This is a genomic window from Shewanella sp. 10N.286.51.B8 (genome assembly GCF_041469325.1).
GTDB lineage: Bacteria > Pseudomonadota > Gammaproteobacteria > Enterobacterales > Shewanellaceae > Shewanella.
The window spans coordinates 114,949-140,196 of the sequence record NZ_JBFRKG010000032.1; the positions used below are offsets into that span (position 1 = coordinate 114,949).

The 25,248-nt window shown below is 41.8% G+C and carries 16 protein-coding genes and 4 tRNA genes; 13 read left to right on the forward strand and 7 right to left on the reverse strand.

Annotated features, from left to right (window positions below; translation table 11 throughout):
• Positions 1-132: 132 nt before the first annotated feature.
• Positions 133-471, forward strand: coding sequence for a P-II family nitrogen regulator (locus AB4160_RS12735; protein ID WP_102439193.1), 339 nt, complete (start codon positions 133-135; stop codon positions 469-471).
• 87 nt (positions 472-558) lie between these two features.
• Here the strand turns inward: AB4160_RS12735 and AB4160_RS12740 are convergent, their stop codons facing one another.
• A complete protein-coding gene (locus AB4160_RS12740) occupies positions 559-1,569 on the reverse strand; it encodes a LacI family DNA-binding transcriptional regulator (protein ID WP_102475634.1) in 1,011 nt (336 codons plus the stop codon).
• A 438-nt stretch (positions 1,570-2,007) separates the two neighbouring features.
• On the opposite strand from AB4160_RS12740, the gene AB4160_RS12745 reads away from it, so the two are divergent.
• The 9 genes from AB4160_RS12745 (at position 2,008) to nagP (ending at position 17,076) form a co-directional block, all read left to right on the forward strand.
• A complete protein-coding gene (locus AB4160_RS12745) occupies positions 2,008-4,605 on the forward strand; it encodes a TonB-dependent receptor (protein ID WP_102439280.1) in 2,598 nt (865 codons plus the stop codon).
• 122 nt (positions 4,606-4,727) lie between these two features.
• Complete coding sequence (locus tag AB4160_RS12750; RefSeq protein ID WP_372004833.1) at positions 4,728-6,260, forward strand: tryptophan halogenase family protein; 1,533 nt, start codon at positions 4,728-4,730, stop codon at positions 6,258-6,260.
• Between the two features lie 284 nt (positions 6,261-6,544).
• A complete protein-coding gene (locus AB4160_RS12755) occupies positions 6,545-7,249 on the forward strand; it encodes a SapC family protein (RefSeq protein ID WP_102439190.1) in 705 nt (234 codons plus the stop codon).
• 675 nt (positions 7,250-7,924) lie between these two features.
• Positions 7,925-10,663 (forward strand): family 20 glycosylhydrolase, encoded by a 2,739-nt coding sequence (locus AB4160_RS12760; RefSeq protein ID WP_372004836.1) that lies wholly within the window; start codon positions 7,925-7,927, stop codon positions 10,661-10,663.
• A 287-nt stretch (positions 10,664-10,950) separates the two neighbouring features.
• On the forward strand, positions 10,951-11,862 hold the full coding sequence (gene nagK, locus AB4160_RS12765; RefSeq protein ID WP_102532170.1) for an N-acetylglucosamine kinase: 912 nt from the start codon (positions 10,951-10,953) through the stop codon (positions 11,860-11,862).
• A 122-nt stretch (positions 11,863-11,984) separates the two neighbouring features.
• Positions 11,985-12,983 (forward strand): glucosamine-6-phosphate deaminase NagB-II, encoded by a 999-nt coding sequence (nagB-II, locus tag AB4160_RS12770; RefSeq protein ID WP_372004839.1) that lies wholly within the window; start codon positions 11,985-11,987, stop codon positions 12,981-12,983.
• Between the two features lie 95 nt (positions 12,984-13,078).
• A complete protein-coding gene (gene nagA / locus AB4160_RS12775; protein ID WP_372004841.1) occupies positions 13,079-14,239 on the forward strand; it encodes an N-acetylglucosamine-6-phosphate deacetylase in 1,161 nt (386 codons plus the stop codon).
• 3 nt (positions 14,240-14,242) lie between these two features.
• Positions 14,243-15,454 carry an acyltransferase family protein gene (locus tag AB4160_RS12780; RefSeq protein WP_372004843.1) on the forward strand — a complete coding sequence of 404 codons (1,212 nt, stop codon included), beginning with the start codon at positions 14,243-14,245 and terminating at the stop codon, positions 15,452-15,454.
• A gap of 317 nt (positions 15,455-15,771) precedes the next feature.
• Positions 15,772-17,076 (forward strand): N-acetylglucosamine MFS transporter NagP, encoded by a 1,305-nt coding sequence (gene nagP / locus AB4160_RS12785; RefSeq protein ID WP_372004845.1) that lies wholly within the window; start codon positions 15,772-15,774, stop codon positions 17,074-17,076.
• Between the two features lie 319 nt (positions 17,077-17,395).
• Here the strand turns inward: nagP and AB4160_RS12790 are convergent, their stop codons facing one another.
• Together AB4160_RS12790 and AB4160_RS12795 are read right to left on the reverse strand one after the other, a co-directional pair.
• On the reverse strand, positions 17,396-18,775 hold the full coding sequence (locus tag AB4160_RS12790) for a sigma-54 dependent transcriptional regulator (protein WP_102519278.1): 1,380 nt from the start codon (positions 18,773-18,775) through the stop codon (positions 17,396-17,398).
• Complete coding sequence (locus AB4160_RS12795) at positions 18,772-20,784, reverse strand: ATP-binding protein (RefSeq protein WP_372004847.1); 2,013 nt, start codon at positions 20,782-20,784, stop codon at positions 18,772-18,774. The genes AB4160_RS12790 and AB4160_RS12795 overlap by 4 nt, the downstream gene beginning before the upstream one ends.
• Before the next feature lie 92 nt (positions 20,785-20,876).
• Here AB4160_RS12795 and AB4160_RS12800 point away from each other — a divergent pair, with 92 nt between their 5' ends.
• From AB4160_RS12800 to AB4160_RS12810, 3 genes are all read left to right on the forward strand, one after another.
• Positions 20,877-21,017 (forward strand): hypothetical protein, encoded by a 141-nt coding sequence (locus tag AB4160_RS12800; protein WP_372000345.1) that lies wholly within the window; start codon positions 20,877-20,879, stop codon positions 21,015-21,017.
• A 147-nt stretch (positions 21,018-21,164) separates the two neighbouring features.
• Positions 21,165-22,967, forward strand: coding sequence for a flavocytochrome c (locus AB4160_RS12805; protein WP_372004849.1), 1,803 nt, complete (start codon positions 21,165-21,167; stop codon positions 22,965-22,967).
• A gap of 180 nt (positions 22,968-23,147) precedes the next feature.
• Positions 23,148-24,164, forward strand: coding sequence for a porin (locus tag AB4160_RS12810; RefSeq protein ID WP_303501345.1), 1,017 nt, complete (start codon positions 23,148-23,150; stop codon positions 24,162-24,164).
• A gap of 265 nt (positions 24,165-24,429) precedes the next feature.
• On the opposite strand, the gene AB4160_RS12815 is transcribed toward AB4160_RS12810, so the two are convergent.
• The 4 genes from AB4160_RS12815 to AB4160_RS12830 all read right to left on the reverse strand — a co-directional run bounded on the left by AB4160_RS12815 (position 24,430) and on the right by AB4160_RS12830 (position 24,873).
• Positions 24,430-24,505, reverse strand: a tRNA-Thr gene (locus tag AB4160_RS12815).
• Between the two features lie 37 nt (positions 24,506-24,542).
• Positions 24,543-24,618, reverse strand: a tRNA-Phe gene (locus AB4160_RS12820).
• A 64-nt stretch (positions 24,619-24,682) separates the two neighbouring features.
• Positions 24,683-24,758: transfer RNA gene (locus tag AB4160_RS12825), tRNA-Thr, on the reverse strand.
• A 39-nt stretch (positions 24,759-24,797) separates the two neighbouring features.
• A tRNA-Phe gene (locus AB4160_RS12830) sits at positions 24,798-24,873 on the reverse strand.
• Between the last annotated feature and the right edge of the window lie 375 nt (positions 24,874-25,248).

Sequence of the window (25,248 nt, forward strand, 5' to 3'; positions counted from 1 at the left end):
AAAATAGCTACAGAAACTTAAAGCGCTTTAGCGTAGTATAATAAATAGTATTGTATTTTAACGATATAGCTTAAAATCTATTAACTCGTAGATTAGCTTATATACCATATTGCCTGTGAATGGAGTGGATAAATGAAAAAAGTAGAAGCCGTTATTAAACCTTTTAAGTTAGATGATGTGCGTGAAACATTAGCTGAAATAGGTATAACAGGCATGACGGTTTCTGAAGTGAAAGGCTTTGGGCGTCAAAAAGGTCACACTGAATTATATCGTGGTGCTGAGTATATGGTCGATTTTTTACCGAAAGTAAAAATCGAGCTTGTTATTCAAGATGAGCAATTAGACCAAGCCATTGAGGTTATTGTTGATACTGCTCGTACGGGTAAAATCGGCGATGGAAAAATATTTGTAACCGATATTGAACGTGTTATTCGTATCCGTACTGGCGAAGAAAACGAAGATGCTGTTTAATCTACAATAGATTAAATTAAAAAAGCCTCAATAAATAATTTATTGAGGCTTTTTTATTGGGGATAAATTATAAGCTCACTATTGCCATCATGGTTTGCTTGATGAGTCCCGAATAACCGGCTCAGGCGTAAATACCATCGATTTTTTCTCAGTCGTTTCTTTGCTATTGGCGATTAACAGTTCAGTGGCGACTTTGGCAATTTTCACGTTTGGTTGATGCACTGTGGTTAATTTGGGCCACGTCTGTCGGGAGAAGGGGCTATCCTCAAATCCTACAATGGATAAATCTTTTGGTATATCAAGCCCAGCTAAACGCGCAGCAAATAAAGCTCCTGCGGCAATTTCATCGTTACAGGCGACGATTGCCGTAGGCCGTTTGGTTAAGTTAATCAATTTATTGGCACCTTCTACCCCAGATTCGAAAGAGTATTTACCATCCAAAACCCAGGTGTTATTCACGTTAAGATTATTGTGCTCAAGGGCATCTTTAAACCCTGCTAAACGCTCTTTGGTTGATTCATGCTGCTGATCGCCACTTAAAAATCCAATATCACTATGACCCATATCAATTAAGTGTTGGGTGATTTCTAAAGCGCCATGTTTATCATTGACAAGTACAGTAAGCCCATTTTCTGCATCAGTGCTTTCGCCTGCAATAATTCTTACATAATTAGCATCTATTTCATCAAGTGCTGCAAGTATCTTCGGGTCTTCTGACATTGGTGGGGTGAGCACTAAACCCGATAGCCGAGAGTGTTTGACCATTTTGGTTAGTTCATCACAAATTGTGTCAGAGGTAGCATTACAAGGGTGGATCAACAACTCGTAGCCTTTATCTTGGCAGGCAGAAAGAATACCGTTCTGCATATCAATAATATAATAAGCATTGGGGTTATCATAAATAAAACCAATAACATAGGATTTTGTGCTTGCTAGATTTCTTGCTGCTAAGTTAGGTTGATAATTTAGCTCATTAATTGCTGCATTGACCTTGTCGACCGTGGTTTGTCTGACTGACGATTCGTTATTGGTGACCCGTGAAACGGTTTTAATTGATACGCCAGCATGTTTGGCAACATCATTTATGGTTACTTTCATTATTTGTTAACTCTTAAACTCAGGCGATGAACTTAGCATTGTATTTATATTGATAACAATCATCCCCAAATGAAGGTTATCAATATTGTAGGTAAAAACAAAAGCTAAGCCGATTTAACTCTAATAGTGCTGATTTTTATCCTAATAGGCAATCTCGAATTACTTTTCTGGTTGGATGAGTTCACTTTAAAGTCTATTTGTTCTTAATTTGATACAAACATCGTCAACATTTAAGTGTCTGATTTTTAGTTATTAATTGTGTTTGCATCTGTTTTATATAAGCTGGCTTTGCACATTTTGTCTGCAATAAAGTTATTTTGTTGTGGCAAGACTGTTAAATATTGTGTAATGTTTGCTCTAGACATGACAGCGTTGTCATTCCGATTGGAATGGTTATGTATCCAAAAACGATAATAAAGTTATGGAAGGGAAATGAAGATGCGACCTATTAATTTTAAGAAAAATGTTTTAGCAACTAACATTGCTATCCTACTTGGCAGTATGGTTTCAGTTGCTGCGTTTGCAGCAGATGCTGAAACTACAGAAGAAAATATCGAAAAAATTGAAGTAAAAGGCATGCGTGCCTCGATGAAGGCTTCAGTTAATGATAAACGTTTTTCTAACTCTGTTGTTGATGCGGTAACGGCTGAAGATATCGGTAAATTTCCTGATGGTGACGTGGGTGAGTCATTAGGGCGTATACCAGGTGTGGCTGTGAGCCGTCAATTTGGTCAAGGCCAAGGTGTTTCGATTCGTGGTGCTTCTAGCAGCTTGACTCGTACATTATTAAACGGCCATTCAGTTGCATCTACCGGTTGGTACGATCAACAGTCAATTGACAGAAGCTTTAACTACAGTTTACTACCATCAGAAATGGTCGGTGGAATTGAAGTATATAAATCGTCTCAGGCTGATTTACCTGAAGGTGGTGTTGGCGGTACCGTTATCGTTAAAACCCGCAAGCCATTAGATTTAGATGCCAATACTGTATTCCTTAGTGCTAAAGGCGACTACGGTACAATTTCTGAAGAAACAGATCCTGAATTATCAGGTTTATACAGCTGGAAAAATGAAGATGAAAACTTTGGCTTCTTAATTTCTGCAGCAGGTTCAGAAACGACTTACCAACGTAATGGTATTGAGTCGTTAATTGGTTGGGGCGATATCGTACCGACTACGTTTGAGCAAGAACGTGAACGTACTGCTATTAACGGTTCATTCCAATACAGCCCAACAGATAATTTAAATTTCGGTTTAGACATTATGAGTCTGGACATGAAAGCGAACAACGCAAATACCTCATTATTCGTGATGTTCCCAGATGATAAAGATGAAGCGTGTGAACAGCGTAACTCTTTAGGCACTTGTACTTTCTATCGCCGTGATGGTAATGGTGAAAACCCAGGTTGGGCACAAACTTGGGCGCGCCAAGCTAGCATGGACTCAAATACTTACGATTTCAATTTCGATTACGAAAATGACATGTTTAAAGTAGAAGGTCGTGTGGGTAACACCAAGTCTGAAGGTGGTACTGATTTAACTTCTAACTATGGTTTCTGGTTAGGTACCGCTGCTGATTATGCTGGTACTTATGATGCGACTGGTGAAATCATCAAAATAGATGTTGCTAATAAAAACTTCACCGCAGATGACTTTGGTGGTCAATTGTCCCCTGCAGGTTGGGCACTTAAAAAGCAGCCAAACTCAGATGAAGAAACTTACGCACAATTAGACTTTACTATCCCGACTGATTTAGGTGCGATTACCTCATTCAAAACAGGTGTTCGTTATGCAGATCATGATGTTAGCATGTTAACTTTACCTGCAATCGTTAATGCTGATATAGCAGCAAAAGATGCATCAGCATATTACAGTGGTCAAATTTCATCGGGTGCAGGTTATACCTTACCTAAGCCAGATATGGATGCCATGTTACGTGATGCTAAGGCTGCAATTAATGGTTTCTCGACAGAAGGGACCGTATATAAGGCTGGCTACGGCACCATTAACGAAGAAAACCTATCGTTATATTTAATGGCTAATTTTGAGTCAGACGGTATGCGCGGTAACTTCGGCTTACGTTATATATCAACAGATGCATCATCTGATTATTTCGCGCTGCAAGCTGATGGTACTTATGCCGATAACTTAAGCACTAAAGATGCAAGTTATAATGACGTATTGCCAAGTATCAACGTTGCATTTGATGTGGCGCCAGATGTCATTATCCGTACTTCAGCATCACAAGTGATTTCACGTCCTAATTATGCTGATATGTTTGCAGCTTCGGCACTGCAAGGTTACAACGATGACGTTGCAGGTAACCAAGTGGTTAGTACCGGTAATATCGCCCTTGAGCCATTTAAAGCGACTCAAGCTGATTTAGGTGTGGAATGGTATTTCAGTCCTGACGGGTTAATGAGTGCTTCTTACTTTATCAAAGATATCAGCTCTTTTATCACCTCAGAGCAGAAGCTAGATCAAAGCATTGGTATTGTTGATCCTAATTCAGGTGAAGATAACTGGACTGTTTCAACGAAGAAAAATGGTACTGGCGGTCAAATCCAAGGTATAGAGCTGCAAATCCAAGATGGTTTTGACAACGGCTTTGGTTACTCTGCTAACTATACCTTTGCTGATTCTGATGCTGCAGCTGAGAACTACCCTGATCAAGTTAGCGTATTTTCTGACTCTTCTAAGCACACTGTTAACTTAGTTGGTTACTACGAGATGGATGACTTCTCAGCACGTGTTGCTTATAACTGGCGTAGTGAATACATGATGCGTGAGTTACCAGGTTTCTACGGTAACCGTGAACATCAAGACTTCGGTACACTTGATTTAAGTGCTAACTACAATATCACTGATTACTTAGGTATCACATTTGAAGTAGTTAACTTACTTGAAGAAGACAGTGTTCAATTAGGTGTTGCACCTGATGATGCTGACGTTAAGCCTGAGCTAAAAGGTGGTTACCCAGCATGGAGCTTTGAAGGTGAAGCTCGTTATAAGTTAGGTTTAAACTTACGTTTTTAATCTGATTTAGAAGCATAAAAAGCCTAGCACTTGCTAGGCTTTTTGATTTTAACTTTCCACTGGTAAATACGGTTAAAATCCAATTAGCGACTTATCTACAGTTAACAGTTAAGAGGCGTAATATGAAAGTGCAGAAGATTGTTATTATCGGTGGTGGCACAGCAGGTTGGCTTGCTGCAAATCATATTGGTAAAGCGGTGCAATCATTGGCTGATGTGTCCGTTACGTTAATCGAGTCTCCTGATATTCCGCCCATTGGTGTTGGTGAAGGCACTGTACCTGCGATTAGGCAGTCATTACAAAGCTTTGGAATAAGCGAAACCGAGTTTATTCAGCAGTGTGATGTGAGCTTCAAGCAGTCTATCCAATTTCGAAACTGGCTCGATAAAACCAAACATGGCGCAGATAATCGCTACCATCACTTATTTGATGTACCAAGCCCATTAGGCGATGACTTAAGCGCCTTTTGGAACCAAACCGCCACTGAGGATATGGCTTATAGTGCAATGGTTTCACCTCAGCATTATATTTGTGAGGCATTAAAGGCACCTAAATCCATCACCACCCCCGAATACGCTGGCTCGGTGAGTTATGCTTATCATTTAAATGCGGCAAAATTTGCCCAATTATTAGCCACTAACGCCACAAGTAAATATGCCGTTGAGCATATCAAAGCCAATGTGTTAGATGCCGCAATAGATGATGTAGGCAATATCAGCCGCTTAAAAACTGATAAGCTCGGCGAGTTAGCTTTTGATTTTTATATCGACTGCAGTGGCTTTGAGTCCATTTTGTTAGCCAAAAAGCTTAACGTCGGCTTTGTGGATAAATCCCATCAGTTATTGGTGAATCAAGCCATTGTTGCCCAAGTGCCGACAGACATTACTGAAGCGATTGCCCCTTTTACCATTGCCACAGCGCATCAAGCAGGCTGGATTTGGGATATCGCTTTGCCAGAGCGCCGCGGTACTGGTTTTGTGTATTCTGATAACCACATGACAAGCGCACAAGCTGAGCAAAAGTTTAACCGTTATTTGGGCGGAAAACTAAACCAGTTACACCATCGTGAAATCCCCATGAAAGTGGGCTACCGCGAACAGTTTTGGGCAAAAAACTGTGTAGCATTAGGCCTAGCACAAGGCTTTTTAGAGCCAATCGAGGCAACCTCAATACTATTAACTGATTTTGCCGCCGGTTACTTAGCTAAGCGACTACCGCAGACACTGGCGCAAATGCCAGCATTGTCTGAGCGCTTTAATCACACTATAGGTTACGCGTGGGAGCGAGTAGTGGAGTTTGCTAAGTTGCATTATTGCATTTCAGATAGAACTGACAGTGATTTTTGGTTAGATAATCAAAAGCCTGAAACGATACCTGAATCCTTGCAACAAAAATTGCAATTATGGCAGAGCTTTAGCCCGATAACCGATGATCTATTCTCACGCTACGAAGTGTTTAATATTGATAATTACCTGTATGTCTTATACGGGATGCATTATCAAACAAAAAACGTGTCGCTCGAGGCGCAGTACCTTAAAAGTGCCCAGCAGCAGGCCAATAAAATACAGCAAATAGGCCACAAGCTGGCGCTAGACTTACCAGAGCATCGAGCACTGCTTGATAAAATTAACCGTTACGGTTTACAAAAGGTTTAGCTACAGGATTAATAAACTTAGAACCCAGTTGAGTGAAATTTATACTTATAGATGAAAGTTGGCACGATTTAGGTGAAATATCAGCGAATAGCTAGTGGTACTTTATTGCTTGATACGGTAACGTAAGCTGCAGATTAAATGATAGTGGGCTTTATAATAAGTCATCAGCTAAAGATTTTGGGATTTTTTATTTTAATCTACTAGCAAAAGTTTAAAACAAAAGGGATTTGAATCCCTATTTTTATGTATATCATTATTGATTAGAAGCGCCTGAAGGAGCCAAGATGTCTAACCAAATTACGTTACTTGAACACGCAAAGCACGGTGATTTAAAAATTACCGCAACTAATTTTGCACACGTTGCAGATCAACATATTGTTCCAGTAACTTTGCATGAGATTGCTCGTGCAGCTACAGAATACCCAATTGTATTCGTTAAAAACACTGATAGCGGTGAATTCCAAGCTGTTGCTATGTTAGGTCTTAAGCCTGGTCAAAACCTGAGTATTAAAGATGGCAAGTGGCAAGGACTATATATCCCTGCTGTTGTCCGTGACTATCCACTTGGATTAGTACTTAACCCAGAAGTAAAAGACAAAGTATGGATTGGTATTCGCGAATCTGCTGCTGAAGTCAGCAAGACTGAAGGCCAAGCATTATTTGAAGGTGAGCAAGAGTCTGCTTACTTAGAAAACCGCAAAAAAGCCTTAATCGCGCATTTTGAGCAAGATCAAGCAAGCCGCAACATTCTTGGTTTCTTGGCTGAAAAAGAGTTACTAACAACCCAAACATTAACGGTTGATGTAGCGGGTGAGAAGCGCAACATCAATGGCTTATACTTAATTGATGAAGCTAAATTAAATGAATTGTCAGATGAAGATTACTTAGAACTTAGAAAGCGCGGCTTACTAGGTCCTATCTATGGTCATTTAGCATCGTTAAACCAAGTTAACCGTCTAGCACGCACTGAGATCATGGCTAAAGCTTAATCTTATTGTATCGCGCGTATTAAGGCATTATTTCATATATTGAAATAATGCCTTTTTTATTAGTAGCATATTTAGCATAAGATTCTTTTGCTTAAAGCTTTTTACTTCATTCAATCCTTTCTTTACCACTAGATGCCAATATTCTTGGTTATTACTAAGCCAATTAAGCTTAATTTAAGCAATTAAGCCACTGTTATTATTTGTTTTTAATGTCTATTGTTGCAAACCTGTGTCAAAACATAAAAAAAATGTAGAAATCTCGTTCTATATTCGGTAGATTATTAAATGACAGCGTTGTCATTGCTTGTGTGTGAATCGTTGTTTTAAGGTCGACATGGATAATTTATAGGTCCCTATTATCCATGCCTTAATGCTATTTCGGTCGGGCGAAATAGCATTAATTTATACTTTTAGTCTCTCCCCAGAAACGAGTATAAGCTGGGTACAATTTTTGTTCCCAGCTATTTTTTTGCCGGTTTCTTAGTAAGGATAAAACCTAGTAGTTAACGAGACATAGATATTGAACAGGCTAAATACACTAATAAATTTAATCAATTAAATACTGTTGCCGCTAAAAATTAGCTGCAGTAATTTCGCTAAAATAGGCTAACGTCAGTAGTCAGTCAACGCGCGGCATCTCATCAGATGATCATTTAGGGATAAATTGAGGAATATATGAAAAAGACCATCCTTGCATCAGCATTATTACTATCAATAGGCGTAGTGGGTTGCCAGTATTCTTCAGCTCCTTCTACGTCTGATGATGCTCAATCAGCTAATGGTTCAGATCTGCAACATAAGGCTAATCAAGCCGCTGATAGCGCTTGGACTCAAGCAAGCCTAAAACAATTTGCCGCAGATCTAAAAGTCACTTATCGCATGGTGACCAATGTCCCTGAAGAAAGTTGCTCAGCAACACAGCCTGATGAGCAATGTTTTATCGCTGAAATTGATTTAACCAGTTCAGTTAATATTCCCCATGCCGACTGGGCAATTTATTTCAGTCAAATGCGCCCAGTACAAGCGGTGTTAAATCCGCAGTTTAGTATCACTCGAGTACAAGGTGATTTACATAAAATTGCCCCCACCGAACAATTCACTGGCTTTAGCGCTGGCGTAACCCAACGCATTGGTTTTAGAGGCGAGTTATGGCAATTATCTGAAACTGACCCAATGCCAAACTATTACATTGTGGTGGATGGTTTAGAGCCTGTCGTGATAGCTAGCACTCAATTAAGTATTGACGCAGAAACCGGCATGGAAGTTAGACCCTATGTTGAAGCCTTTACGGATGAAAAAAGGCAATATCGCAGAACCGCAACCGATAACTTAGCGTGGAGCCGTGCTGAGGTGTTATTTGAAGCCAATAATGCCCTTGTAGTTAATCGCGAGGCTGCCATTAATCGCATTATTCCAACGCCGCTCAGTGCTAGCGTTACATCAAGTAATACACCGGTAGATTTGTCTCAAGGTATTGAGGTTAATTACCAGCAAGTTGACTCAGCAGCAGTTGCCGCAGCTTTGTCGAGATTAGCGAGACTTGGGGTTAAGCAATCAGATACAGGCTTGTCGTTAGCGTTTGTTAAAAACAGCAAGGTTACAGCAGACGAGCAAGGGATTGATGGCGCTTATCAGCTCAAGGTGGCCATTGACGGCATTACCATTACCGCCGCCACCGACAGTGGTTTTTCATATGGTCTTTCGTCACTTGCAGCGTTAATCGATACTCGAGAACTCAGTATAAATACTATGGTTGTTGATGATGCACCGCGTTATGATTTTCGTGGTATGCACATTGATGTCGCGCGTAACTTTCACAGTAAACAACTGATATTTGATTTAATCGATCAAATGGCAGCTTATAAGCTCAATAAATTACACCTACATATGGCCGATGATGAAGCATGGCGCTTAGAAATTGATGGCTTACCTGAGCTTACTGATATTGGTAGTAAGCGTTGCCATGATTTAACCGAAAGCACCTGCTTAATTCCCCAGCTGGGCAGTGGCCCTTTTGCTGATGCCAGTGTAAATGGTTTTTATAGCAAAGCCGATTATATAGACATTTTGCAGTATGCCAGCGCCCGCCAAGTAGAGGTTATCCCGTCAATGGATATGCCTGGTCACTCACGTGCTGCGATAAAATCTATGGATGCCCGCTACCGTAAGTTTATGGCAAGTGGCGAAAATAATGCTGCTAATGAGTACTTACTGACAGATGCTAACGACACCACAGTGTATTCATCGGTGCAGTATTATAACGATAACACCCTAAATGTGTGCTTGGAGTCGACCTATCACTTTGTCGATAAAGTCATTGATGAAATTGCTAAATTGCACCAACAAGCAGGCCATCCGCTAAAACGCTACCACATTGGCGCTGATGAAACGGCAGGGGCGTGGAAGCAATCACCACAATGCGTAGACTTTGTTGCTAACAATGACAAAGGGGTTAAATCGATCGATGATTTAGGTGCTTATTTTATTGAGCGCGTCGCCAATATGGTCAGCGCTAAAGGTATTGAACCTGCAGGTTGGAGCGATGGTATGAGCCATACTAATGCAGACAATATGCCGGCTAAATCACAAACCAACATTTGGGATGTGATTTCACACCATGGTTATCAAAGAGCCCACAACCAAGCCAATTTAGGTTGGGATACTGTGCTTTCAAACCCTGAAGTGTTGTACTTTGATTTCCCCTATGAGGCTGATCCTAAAGAGCATGGTTACTACTGGGCGACCCGAGCGCTAAACAGCCAAAAATTGTTTAGTTTTATGCCAGATAACTTACCTGCGAATGCGGAACAATGGAATGATATCGAAAATAACCCCTTTACCGCCGACGATAGCGTTAAAAAAGATGAGCAAGGTAAGGTGACCTCAGCGCCATTACAACAAGGTAAAGGCTTTAGTGGTATTCAAGGTCAAATCTGGAGTGAAACTATTCGCAGTGATGAAGTCGCTGAATATATGATGTTTCCACGGCTGCTAATGCTAGCTGAAAAAGCTTGGCATAAAGCAAAGTGGGAAGTGCCATATCAATATCAAGGCGCGGTTTATCATCAAAACTCAGGTTACTTTACTGCTGATATGCGTAAGCAGCAGCAACAGCAATGGAATGACATCGCTAATACCTTAGGCCATAAAGAGCTGGCAAAGTTAGATGTGGCTAACATTGAATATCGGGTGCCAACCGTTGGGGCAAAAATTGAAGCTGGACTGCTTTATGCCAATATTGCCTTTCCAGGGCTTAAGATTGAGTATCGTCAACTCAGTGAAGAGAGTGACAATAACGCTGCTGAAACAGCATCATGGCTTGAATACCAAGCCCCGGTAAAGGTATCAGGTAATATTGAGATAAGAGCAATTTCCGCATCAGGAAAACGCAAAGGGCGCTCGTTGTTTTTGTAGCTGGCTTTTATTGCTGCGCAGTTAACTAAATACAAAGGACGTTAATCGAATGGTTAACGTCCTTTTTTAAAAGAAAATCAGCAAAACATCCAAAACTTTCAATTTAATTACCTAGCTAAAATCAATATAAATCAGAGCTTTAATAGTTACTTCGCTGTTTGTTTTATAAACACCACAAAAAGTAAATGACAACGCTGTCATTTGTGGTGTAACATAAAGTTAACTTACAAAAGAGCCTATAAAAATCAGTTATAAAAGGCTTGGGTAATAGAGACAAGAGGGATGTCATGAGCGTTAATCAGCAAAATGAATCACAGCTTTATATCGGAATTGACGGTGGTGGCAGTAAGTGCCGCGCCAGCATATTTTGCCCACAAAAAGGTGTAATTGGCACTGGTGTAGCAGGTAGAGCTAATCCTCTTCACGGACTAGAACAAACTTTTAATTCAATTATCGAATCAACCAAGCTTGCCTTGGCAGATGCAAACTTAGCACCAAGCTACGCTCAGCAGTTAATCGCCGGTGTCGGCCTCGCTGGCGTGAATGTGCCGCGTTTGTTTGACCAAGTGAACAACTGGCAGCACCCGTTTGCCAAAATGTACCTCACCACAGACTTACATACTGCCTGTATTGGCGCCCACAACGGCGATGATGGTGCCGTGATTATTACCGGTACTGGCTCTTGTGGCTTTGCCCATGTAGGCGAGCAAAGTTTATTAATTGGCGGCCATGGCTTTGCATTAGGTGACAAAGGCAGTGGCGCATGGTTAGGCCAAAAAGCCGCTGAGCATGTATTACTGAATTTAGACGGCTTTGCCGCCGACACCGCACTAACACAATTATTACTAGCACACTTTAATGTTGATGATGCCATGGGCATTGTCGAGCATCTTGCTGGGCAGTCTTCAAGCACCTACGCCAAATTAGCCCGTATTGTGCTGTTATGCGCCGACAATGGTGATGAGGTTGCCATTGATATTGTGCAACAGGGAGCGGGTTATATTAGTGAAATGGCCAGAAAGTTATTTGCCATTCATCCTAGTCGTTTTTCGATGATTGGCGGCCTAGCAGAGCCATTATTACATTGGTTAGACATTGATGTGGCTAGCAAAGTGGCTGAAGCGCTATCACCACCAGAAATCGGCGCTATCTTGTTTGCGCAGCAACAGTTTGCCGCAGATAACGGCAAGAGTCTGTAACTCGCCAAATTATCTTGAACTCGCTTAAAATTTTCAGTGTCAACGATAAATTCATCGCCATGCACTGCTCAGTAACTTGATACCTCAATGGATCAACTTGAACATAAATTAAGGTTAACTCGATGACAAATACAATTATGGAACGTGAAGCGCGTTCAGCACCGCAGAAAATCGCTGAGCAACTGGCTGCTAATGCTGGCTTAACCAAAGAGCTTGGTGAAAAACTACGTAGTTTTAAGCCAAAGTTTGTGATGATTGTTGGTCGTGGCTCATCAGATCACGCAGGGGTATTTGCTAAATACTTATTTGAAATCGAAGTGGGCATACCAACTTTTGCCGCAGCGCCATCAGTTGCCAGTGTTTATGGTAAAAGCTTACAACTTGAAGGCGGATTAGTGATTGTTATTTCACAATCAGGCCGTAGCCCAGACATTTTGGCACAAGCCAGAATGGCAAAAAATGCCGGCGCTTTTTGTGTCGCATTAGTCAACGATGAAACCGCGCCGATTAAAGATATTGTCGATGTGGTATTGCCATTGCGCGCAGGTGAAGAAAAAGCGGTAGCAGCCACTAAGAGTTACTTAGCAACGTTATCTGCCATTGTGCAGTTAACTGCTGAGTGGACCCAAAGTGAGTCGTTAGCTGCAGCCGTTGATTCAATGCCTGCTGCATTACAAACAGCCGTTGACGCAGCGCCGCAATTAACCGCCGAGTCTTTAGCAGGGGTTAATAACCTTGTGGTTTTAGGTCGTGGTTTAGGTTATGCGGTAACCAAAGAAATTGCCCTTAAAATGAAAGAGGTTTGCTCTATTCATGCCGAGTCATTCAGCAGTGCTGAGTTTTTACATGGCCCGGTGACTTTGGTTGAAAAGAAACTCGCTATTGTCGATGCCTGCATTAATGATGAGTCTTATGACAGCCATATCGAGCAAATAGAAAACGTAAAACAACGTGGCGCAGACTTGGTGCATTTAAATCAAACATCAACTGAAATACATCCACGCGTAGCGCCATTAGCATTGCTACAACGTTTTTATATCGATGTAGCCGCCGTTGCTGTTGCCCGTGGTATTGACCCAGATCAGCCAGAAGGTTTGAAAAAAGTCACCCAAACACTATAAGTTTGACTCGACTGTGCGCATTAAGAAGTAAGAAGTAAGAAGTAAGCAGTAAGAAGTAAACAGTTAACGATTAACGCCAATATAAAGAGAACATTATGAGACAAACCCTAATAGCAGACGGCTTTTTTGATGGACAGCAATTTCATCAAGATGCGGTGATCTCTATTGAAGACGGCCACATCATCGCCTTAGATTCAGTATCGAATGCGAAAGAAGTGCGTTTACAAGGCACGTTAGTGCCTGGGTTTGTTGATGTTCAAGTCAATGGCGGCGGTGGGGCACTGTTTAATAGTGCACCAACACTTGAGTGTATTGAGACCATAGGTCGAGCACATGCTCAATTTGGTACGACCGGTTTTCTGCCGACGCTCATTACCGATAAAGTTGAAGTGATGGCGCAAGCCGCTGATGCCGTTGCCGAGGCTATTAAGCTGCAATCTGCAGGCGTGTTAGGGATTCACTTTGAAGGGCCACATTTAAGTGTGCCTAAAAAAGGCGTGCATCCACAATCGTTTATTCGCAGTATTTCAGATGAAGAACTGGCGATATTTTCACGACAAGATCTTGGTATAAAAGTGGTCACTTTAGCCCCTGAAAATGTCTCAGTTGAGGTGATAAAAACCTTAATCGCTAACGACGTAAAGGTGTGCTTAGGTCACTCAAATGCCGATTATGACACTGTGCTGGCGGCGTTAAATGCTGGCGCTAACGGTTTTACACATTTGTTTAATGCCATGTCAGGCTTTGGCTCTCGTGAGCCGGGCATGGTGGGCGCAGCGCTAGAAAGTGATGCAGCATGGTGCGGATTGATTGTCGATGGCCACCATGTTCACAGTGCGACTGCAAAAGTTGCCCTTAAAGCTAAGCCCCAAGGCAAAATCATGTTAGTAACCGATGCTATGCCACCGGTGGGACTGGATGATGATGCCAGCTTTGAACTGTTTGGCACCGAGGTCATACGTCAAGGTGATAGGCTCAATGCCAAATCAGGTGAGCTAGCAGGTTGCGTACTTGATATGGTTGGCGCAGTTAACAATACGGTTAGCATGCTTGGCCTCAGTTATGAAGAAGCCCTTAGAATGGCATCGTTATATCCAGCGCAGTATCTACAGCAAGCTAAGCTTGGCACCATAGCCGTAGGTCAGCGCGCAGACTTAGTGTTGTTAGCTGCTAATGCAAACGATAACTCGCGTTATCAAGTTAACCAAACCTATATTAATGGCGATGTGGTTTTTAGCCGATGCGATAAAGGCTAATGTATGTCGACTAAAACCGCTTTGAAGCCAAGATTAATGTCATTGGACGCCCTGCGCGGTTTTGACATGTTTTGGATCCTTGGCGGTGAGGGCCTATTTGCTGGATTATTTATATTAACCGGCTGGGCTGGGTGGAATTGGTTTGACGGCCAAATGCATCACAGTCAATGGCATGGATTTACCTTTTATGATGTTATATTCCCGCTGTTTATTTTCCTCTCCGGTGTGGCTTTAGGCCTGTCACCAAAACGCTTAGATAAACTACCAATGCAGCAGCGGCTGCCCTTGTATCGTCATGCTATAAAGCGCCTTGGTTTACTTATTTTTTTAGGGGTACTTTATAATCATGGTTGGGGCGTTGGTATGCCTGCAGATCCCGACAGTGTGTGTTATGCCAGTGTGTTGGCACGTATTGGTTTTGCATGGTTTATAGGCGCGATGTTGGTGTGGCATACCAGCCTTAGAACCCAAATTATTGTCGCCATTAGTCTATTAATTGGCTATGGGCTTATTCAGTTATATCTTCCTTATCCCGATCTCACGCTATATTCTGGGCTAGTTCAAAACCCAGAATTAGCTCAAGCAGCTGTTAATCAAACAAGCCAAACCTTTGCCCGCTTTAGCGCCGAAAATAGTATTAACGCTTACGTGGATTCAATACTGCTACCTGGTAGCGCATATCAAAATAGAGCCGTAGATCCTGAAGGGGTGCTATCCACACTGCCTGCTGTGGTAAATGGCTTAATCGGTGTGTTTGTCGGTCACTATATTGTTAAAGCCAAGCCGCCCTTATGGGGGCTTAGGGGTGAATGGCTAAAAGTCTTGAGTATGGTGATTATTGGTGCGGCGTTATTGTCATTAGGCTGGCTATTAGACTTGATTATTCCGGTCAATAAAGACTTATGGACCAGCAGTTTTGTGTTGGTAACCAGTGGTTGGAGCATCATCTTACTCGCCATTTTTTACGCCATTATCGACGTACTTAAATGGCACAAATGGGCCTTTGTTTTTGTGGTGATTGGCACTAATGCCATCATCATCTATATCGCATCTAGTCTGGTTAATTGGCAATACTTAGCCAATAGTTTATTGGGCGGCTTTATTCGCGCCACCTCAGCAGACTGGCAACCATTACTCTTTGTACTGAGCTTACTGACAGTGCAATGGCTAATTTTATTGTGGCTTTATCAACGTAAAATTTTTATTCGCATCTAAAGGCTGTTTATAAGAGCTGTCACTAAGAACTGTTTATAAGAGCTGTTTATTAGAACTGTCACTATGGACTGTCACTAAGAACTGCATGCAAGATTTATTTTGGGGCTTGTGGTGTGATCAATGATGTTTAGTTGCTAATGAAATGACAGCGTTGTCTTTGCTGTGTTTATGTTTTAACATGAAATGCACAACGATTATGATCTGCAGCAACATTGCTAGGTCAAATTGTTGATAAAAACTCAATAATAATAAGACTCATATGGGGCACTAGTAGTAAGTCAGTGCTGAAATATCAATGACAATAAGAAGCAGGGTTTATGGAAACAACAATGAATAATAGTCAGCAAAAAAGCAGCATAGTGCCCATGGCCATTGTGGCAATACTCTTTTTCGTATTAGGGTTTGCGACTTGGCTTAATGGTTCGTTAATGCCATATCTAAAGCAAATCCTTCAGTTAAGCCCTTTTCAAGCGTCACTAATTCTATTCTCTTTTTATATTGCAGTAACTTTTACCGCACTACCTTCAGCTTGGGTCATCCGTAAAGTGGGCTATAAAAACGGTATGGCGCTGGGTATGGGCGTGATGATGGTGGCGGGTTTACTCTTTATTCCAGCCGCTAAAACCCAAGTGTTTGCTTTGTTCTTACTCGCGCAACTGGTTATGGGCACCGGACAAACATTATTACAAACCGCTGTTAACCCTTATGTGGTTCGCTTAGGCCCTGAAGAGTCTGCTGCAGCACGCGTTAGTGTTATGGGGATTTTGAATAAAGGCGCGGGTGTTATTGCTCCTATGGTGTTTACCGCATTAATCCTTGATAGCTTTAAAGATCGCGTCGGCACCACCCTAAGTCAGGTTCAAATTGATGAAATGGCTAACAGCTTAATTCTGCCGTATTTAGGCATGGCAATCTTCATTGGTATTTTAGCCTATGCTGTTAAGAAATCACCGCTACCAGAGCTTGAACAAGACGAAGCAGAAGAGGGCACCAGTAAAGGTCAAATTAAACAGGCACTAGCAAAACCCAACTTAGCCCTTGGGGTGGTGGCCTTGTTTGTGTATGTGGCTGTTGAGGTAATCGCTGGTGATACCATTGGTACGTATGCACTCACCTTAGGGGTTGAAAACTATGGGGTGATGACCTCATACACCATGATATGCATGGTAGTGGGTTACACCTTAGGGATTATTTGTATTCCACGGTTTATATCTCAGCCTAATGCGCTACTTATTAGCGCCATACTTGGGGTGCTGTTGTCCTTTGGTATTGTATTTGGTGATAGCAGCTCAACGGCTATTTCTGACACTGTATTAGTGCCATTTGGTGGCGCACAACTGCCAGATACCTTATTGTTAATTGCCTTTTTAGGCTTGGCTAACGCAATTGTTTGGCCAGCAGTTTGGCCGTTAGCCTTATCTGGTATGGGTAAACTAACCAGCACAGGTTCAGCACTACTCATCATGGGTATTGCTGGTGGCGCATTTGGCCCAGTATTCTGGGGCTTAACCAGCTCAGCAACCTCCCTTGGCATGCAAGGCGGCTACTTAGTGATGATCCCATGTTATCTATTCATTTTATTTTATGCCGTTAAAGGCCATAAGATGACCAGCTGGAAGTAAACTGAGTGACTTTTCGTTTTGGGTAAAAAAGAGAGCTTCGGCTCTCTTTTTTTGTATCCGATAAAAGCCAGCGAATAGATTTTACCTGAGCATATGATTAACCTTGTTTGGCACCTCTGTAATCATGGTTACCGCATAAGCGATTGGTTTTTATGCAAATTGTTAAGGTTTATTAAACGAAACGCCGTAAAATCATCCATGATGGCTTAACATCCGCGTCCATGCGGTTGATATTCGCTTAATAAACTCCCACTAATTGAACGAAAAGCATTTGCGCTCTCACCCTACCTCTGTAATGCTGTTTTGCAAATCAATTTGGTTACTTTTCATGTTTAAGACGGCGGCTTAATGCACTTTGGCTTATTCCTAGCATTTTTGCTGCAACAGTTTGACTATTTGCCGTACGGCTCATCGCTTCGTTAATTAATGCATCACTCATTTGTGCCAACGTAGGTAACTCCTTTGGAAACGTCAGTTGCGCGGTATTATCTGCTGCGACTTTGGTTAAGTTGTTGGCTTCCATAAAGGGGCTGATATTGAGCTTAATTCCATCACTGCGACTGACGGCATCAAACACCATTCCTCTGAGTTCATGTAAATTACCGGGAAACTCATATTCGGCTATTTGCGAGGCGAGGGTATTGGGTTGCTCAGGTCTAGGCAGATCCATTTCTTCTGCTGCAAGGGTAATAAAGTGATTAATTAACATAAATAGGTCGAGTTTACGTTGTCTTAATGGCGGCAGTTTGATGGTATGTGAGCGAAGACGATACAAAAGGTCATTGCGAAATTTTCCCGCTTTGCTTAATGCGAGTAAGTCATGTTGGGTGGAAGTGATGATTTTACACATCACTGGGTAGGCCTTGTCGCTGCCAATTGGGTAGTATTGTTTATGTTCAATGACATCCACCAGTTTTGCTTGCGCCTCTATTGGCAAATCACCTATTTCATTCAGGTAAAGTAAACCTGATTGAACTTGATGCAACGCCCCCGCTTGGGCGCATAGTTGGCCATCTTCCAAGGTGTTGATTTTGCCAAACAGTTGTAACTCAAATGCTGATGCACTTATCCCAGCTAGATTGATATTTATAAATGGCGCTTGTGGGCAGCAAAGTAAGTGGGCTGATTTGGCAAATTCATCTTTACCCGTGCCGCTTTCACCTTGAATTAGAATGGGTTCAGGACTGGGTGCTACTGCTTCAAAATATCGAAACTGGTCGAGCAAGGCAGGCTCGCAGGTCAAAAAATTATCAAACGCCTCAGGTTGATTCAATGTCTTACTTAAAAAGCTTTGTTTAATTCTTAGATAGTTGCGCTCAAGACCAACAACCTCTAATGCTTGGCGTACTGTTCTAGCAAGATCATCAACTTTGTCGGTCTTAATAAAATAATCATAAGCGCCATGCTTGATGCAACGCACAGCCGTATCAACCTGATTAACACCGGTAACGATAATCACTCGAGTGTAAGGCGATGTGTTGCGAATACTCTCCAGTAGCTCCTCACCTGAGTGAAATGGCATGGTGAGATCTAATAGTACCAATGCATAGTCACCTACTTCAAGTCGGTTAATCACTTGCCGACTATCAATGCAGGTATCAATTGTTGCCTCGGGTACTAAACGGTTGAGGGTAATGGCTAGAGTGCGTAACCAAGGTGCCTCATCATCAACAAGTAAAATGTTTCTGGCTAATTTCACGTTTCAGACTCCAAAGGAAAGCGAATAATAACAGTTGTGCCTTGACCAATACGCGATTTAATCTGCATCTTGGCTTGATGTTGTTTAATTATCCGACTACAAACAGATAACCCTAAGCCACTACCGCCACTTGAACGCCTAGTGGTAAAAAAGGGTTCGGTAATTCGTTGAAGAGTTGCTTGGTCCATGCCTTGACCTTTATCGGTTACAGTTAAGCATGCAAACTGCTGTTCAATGCTGGTGCTAATTGACAGGTGCTGGTCATCATAAGTCGTTGCATCCAACACAATCGCGTGGCAAGCGTTTTGAATTAGGTTAATCAGTACCTGATTTAGCTGTTGCTCATCACCTTTAATAGTAGGACTTGGGTTTTGTAAGTGTGTCACCACTTTTAAGTTTTTTATTTGGTTTGCCGTTAAACGTAAAGATGCCTGAACGACTTCGTTAAGCTGGATAAGTTGATACTCATCAGACACTGTGGGTAAGGCGTAGCGTTTTAAATCACAGACAATGCGACTAATGCGTTCAGCACCGTCCATAATAGACTGGCCGCTCAACTTTAATTCGTCCATGGCGGGAGTCGGCGTTAAGCCCGCTATATTCCAAAATGGATTTTGTTGTTGGTAATGATTAGCGGCAACAGAAAGATCAGCTAGAGCATCATTAATAAAGGCAATAGCATGCACGATAATACCCGTCGGATTATTTATTTCATGGGCAATACCAGCAGATAGCTCACCTAATGAAGCTAATCGGCTAGCTTCATAGTTGGCTTGACGAAGCTGCTGTTGCTCGGTCGTTTCTTCAAGCAATATAACGGCTTGTTCACTACCAATAAGATGCAGTTGAAGTTGCCAATATTGTTTATGAATTACCATATCAGCAATAATGGATTTATTGTTATTGATCGCTTCAAACAAGGTGGAACTAAGGTCAAAGGGCTGTCCGTCTAAGTAATGAAAATCAGGATTATTAAGCAGATCATTATTGTTGTCGTTACTCCATAAGCATTCTCCAGCACGGTTGAATAGCGTCACACCATGAGGAATACCATCTAATACTGCCTGGAACTGTTTCGATAGCTCCGAAATAGCGGTTTCTGCTTTTTTACGCTGAGTAAGTTCAAGCTTGAGTGCTTTGGTGCGCTTTCGTAAACTCAGGCTGATATATCCAGTTAGTATCATCCCTATCGCAGATATCAGGCTGATTAATATCGCAAGCGATAATAACCTTTGCTGCGTCGAGTTTAAGTCAACTTTTTCTCGTCCTGTACCAAACCATTTGTTGACTAGGCGATCATATTCGCCTGATAGTTTTAGCTGTCGTATTGCGGCATTTATTTGCTCCATTAACATGGCATTTTTATGATTGCTGACAAAATTGAATGCACCATACATCAAAGGATCGCTTGAGCTTCGCACCGAAGGGTATAAAGGCATTAATCGGCGTGCAACAAAGTTCTCAGCAATGACAACATCAACCTGTTGTTTTATTAATAGCTGAAAGCCTGTCTCGTAAAGGTCAACATCGACACGTTCGAAGTCTTGTGCTTGACCCGAAATGTAAATATCAACAAAAGCGCCTTTTTTGATAGCGACCCGTTTTCCTTTAAGATCATGCCATCCATTTATAAATGACTTGCCTTGGAGGGTGTAGGCCTTGGCATGGGTTGCATAAATAGGATCAGACTGACTAAGCACACGTTCGACCGTCACAGGGCTGACAACAGCAATAACATCAATTAGCGAGTCAGGGTTATGTACATCGGCAAGTAACTGTTGAAATGTTTTGCGTCTGACCTTGATACGTTTACCGGTGATTTGGCCAATTCTAGCCATTAACTCAACATTAAAACCTTGATCAACCCCATTATTACGCCATTCCAGTGGTGCCGTTTTTGAGTGAACCCCAAAAACAATCGTTTGATTTTCTTGCGCACAAACAGCGAGTGCGAAAAACGCAAACCCAAATAAGCTTAATGTGCAGATTATGTTAACAAGTTTTTTCATAACATCATCTTAGCATGTGCTTATACAGCTTAACTGTGCTGAGTTTCTCGCTTTTTCAAGCGGGTTACCACTGAGGCTATTTAGGCTTAAATTTGGGGTTGCAAATACAGTTACTTCAACAAGTCATTGCCTATATTGCCGTCATTGTGATCGGTGCAACCCACGCTTATGCATTTTTGCATAACCATGAATTTAGCTATGCATTTGTGCATGAGCAAATTTACATCTTGTGAACGAATGTTGATTTTTATCGCGAGTAATTGTTGTTTGATTGTTAATGGTAAACCTAAGCCTCAAAATAACGGTGAAGTTAAAAATTAACGGCAACACGTTTGATTGTCGGCATTACTGCAAAGCAGTTAAGTAAATGAGGGTGTGATATGAAAAATTTCAAAAAAGTAGTGTGTATAGCCACGCTTCTGGGTTCTGCAGGGGTGATGACAAACTCGATAGCAGCAGACAATCTAGCAGAATTACACGCTGAAAACCAAGAGTGTGAAAGTTGTCATATGCCAGATGGTGAGTTATCAAATGATAATTTAAGCTTTGAAAATCAGCAATGTGTTTCCTGTCACGGCACAATGGAAGAGGTTGCCAAAGAAACTGAACATGATCACTACAATGCTCATGCCTCCCACTTTCCTGGTGAAATAGCTTGTACTTCTTGTCACAGTGCTCATGAAAAATCGATGGTTTACTGCGACTCTTGTCATAGCTTTGATTTTGATATGCCATTCACCAAAAAATGGCAACGTAATGAGCCAAGCATAGAAGAGTTATTGAAAGACAAATCAGATCGCCAAACCGCTTTAGCTGCTGCGCCAAAAGATACTGTTAACGTTGTGGTTATTGGCTCTGGTGGTGCAGGTTTCTCTGCAGCTGTTTCTGCCCATGACAATGGTGCAAAAGTCATTTTAGTTGAGAAAGAGCCGGTTATTGGTGGTAATGCTAAGTTAGCTGCTGGTGGTATGAACGCAGCTTGGACCGATCAGCAAAAAGCTAAAGACATCACCGACAGCGTTGACTTGATGGTAAAAGACACCATGAAAGGGGGCCGTGATTTAAATGACCCTGAATTAGTCGATGTATTAGCGTCTCACTCTAAGGGCTCAGTTGATTGGTTAACCGCTATGGGCGCTGATTTGACCGACGTTGGTCGTATGGGCGGCGCGTCAGTAAACCGTTCACATCGTCCTACTGGTGGCGCAGGTGTTGGTGCTCATGTGATTCAAGTGCTTTACGATAATGCCGTAAAACGTGATATCGACATGCGATTAAATACTCGCGGAATTGAAATTCTAAAAGATGATAAAGGCAATGTTAAAGGCTTACTGGTTAAAGGCATGTATAAAGGCTATTACTGGATAAAAGCTGACGCAGTTGTATTGGCAACAGGCGGTTTTGGTAAAAATAATGACCGTGTGGCCAAGCTAGATCCTAAGTTAAAAGGCTTTGTATCTACTAACCAACCAGGTGCCACAGGTGACGGCATTGATGTTGCGGGTAATGCTGGCGCAGCAATGAAAGATTTGCAATATATCCAAGCTCATCCAACGTTATCGGTTAAAGGTGGCGTAATGGTAACTGAAGCGGTTCGTGGTAATGGCGCTATTTTAGTTAACCGCGAAGGTAAACGTTTTGTCAACGAAATCACCACTCGTGACAAAGCTGCTGCAGCTATCTTGAACCAAACAGGCAAAACAGCTTACTTAATTTTTGATGACTCAGTGCGTAAATCACTCAGCAAAATTGATAAATACATCGGCCTAGGTGTAGCACCTTCTGCTAACTCACTGGTTGAACTTGGTAAGCTAGAGAACATCGATGGCAAAGCCTTGACCGAAACGGTTGCTCGCTATAACAGCCTTGTTAAAGCTGGCAAAGATACTGACTTCGAACGTCCAAACCTTCCACGTGCATTGAATGAAGGTAACTACTACGCGATTGAAGTTACCCCAGGTGTTCATCACACCATGGGCGGTGTGATGATTGATTCTAAATCTGAAATTCTTAACGCTAAAAAACAAGTGATTCCTGGTCTTTATGGTGCAGGTGAAGTCACTGGTGGGGTTCATGGTGCTAACCGTTTAGGTGGGAATGCCATTTCTGACATCGTTACCTTCGGCAGAATGGCTGGTGAAACTGCCGCTAAGTATTCAACTCAGCAGTCAACCAAAAAGTAAGGCTTAATTTTTGAGGTAAAAGCCCTCAGTTCACAAATGAGGGCTTAATTCTGTTAATGACGTTAAGCCTTAATCCTCAAACAAGTTTTATTAAACCTATTAAGGCGTTGAACAAATGATTAACGCTAGGCAATTAATTATAAAAAATTGAAAAGAACAAAGTTATTGGGAGCACTACTTATGAAAAAATCACTAATCGCAGCATCGGTTTCATCTATCATTGCACTAACATCATTTGGCGCGTTTGCCGAAGGGCCAAGCTTTTATGGCCGCTTAGATCTATCGCTGACCAACTCTGACACCGGCCTAACCACTCGTGAAGCCAAAGAGGGTACGGTACTGGAAAACAATTTCTCTCACCTAGGAGTTAAAGGCACTGAAAAGATTGCTGATGGTATCGATGTCATTTACCAAATGGAGTTTCAAGTAGAAAATACTTCAACTAACAGTGATGTGTTTAAAGCACGTAATACGTTTCTTGGTCTTAAGGGCAATGCCGGTACTATTCTTGTTGGCCGTAATGACACGGTATTCAAGCAGGCTGAAGGTGGCATTGACTTGTTTGGTAATTCAAATGCCGATATCGACCGTTTGGTTGGCGCTCAAACTCGTTCTGCGGATGGTTTTTGGTACTATTCACCAAAAATAGCGGACGTATTGACGATTAACGCGACATACTTGATGGAAGATAATCAAGCATCTGAAGGCAGCCAGTATGCTGTGAGTGTAACACTAGGTGACAAGAAGCTGAAAGCACAAAGCTATTATGTTGCTGGCGCTTATAACAAAGCCATTGCTGGTATGGATGCTTATCGAGGCGTGGTGCAGTTTAAGGTTGGAGAGTTTAAAATTGGCGGTTTATTCCAAAACTCTGAAAGCACCAGTAAGCCAAATCTTGAAGGGAACTCATACTTTGTAAACCTAGCCTATAACCTTAATGGCGTGAACCTAAAAGCCGAATACGGTATAGATGAAGCGGGTTTAGGGCTATATGCTAAACGTTCAGGTATTCAAAATGATGACACAACAGATGTCAACATTACCTCAATTGTTGTGGGGGCTGACTATAAGGTGACTAAATCGACAATGGTTTATGGTCACTATGCAATGTATGACGGTGATTATAAAGCAAACAGTATAAAAACTGATCTTGAAGATGATAATGTGTTTACCGTTGGTGTTCGTTATAACTTTTAATTAGGTAAACTAAGACTGTGATATTGGAAGGCGGCCTGAGGTCGCCTTTTTGTTTGGCTTGTATAAGCTAACATTCTATATTTGAAAGACCTTAATTCAACCAGAGTCTAAAGGGGTTTATATTGGTGGTTAAAAGGGTGCTTGCAGATAAATAGCTCGTCGGCATTGATGAATATAAACTGCAGTGATATCCAGTGCCGATAAGTCGCAGATGATAAATTTCAGATACAAAAAAGCCACTCATTGAGTGGCTTTTTTGTTTTTATGGTGCCGGCACCAAGAGTCGAACTCGGGACCTACTGATTACAAGTCAGTTGCTCTACCAACTGAGCTATGCCGGCTTATCTTTTTAACGGTGAAAAACCATTAAATTAAATATGGTGCCCGAACCCGGAATCGAACCAGGGACACGAGGATTTTCAATCCTCTGCTCTACCGACTGAGCTATTCGGGCGACTAACTATCGTTAGCTTGAAACTTACAAGAAAAAACCACTCACTGAGTGGTTTCTCTGTATATGGTGCCGGCACCAAGAGTCGAACTCGGGACCTACTGATTACAAGTCAGTTGCTCTACCAACTGAGCTATGCCGGCTTATCTTTCTTAACAGTGATAACACTATTAAATTAAATATGGTGCCCGAACCCGGAATCGAACCAGGGACACGAGGATTTTCAATCCTCTGCTCTACCGACTGAGCTATTCGGGCAACTAACTAAGCGTTAGTTTACTACTTCAAACTGGGTGCTAACTTAATCGTTAGAGCCTGTGTCGTTTGGAGTGCGCACATAGTATAGCGATGGTTTTAATCCTGCAAGTGCTTTTTTAAATGATTTTAATCGTTCGGCTAGTAAATGGCCAAACTGAGCGATTTTTTACCTTTAATTGGTTTAAAGCCCAATGATAGTGGTTTTAGAGAGTTTAATCGATATCTCAAATTGAATGCTTATTTGAGTAAGACTGGCTGGGTTTAGTCAGGACTCAATTAGTTTTATTGTTCTATTTTATCGAATGATTTTGGCGATTTTTAGCGATATTCTTTTTGTTTTGTGTCGATATAATCATTCACATAGATTTTGACAAG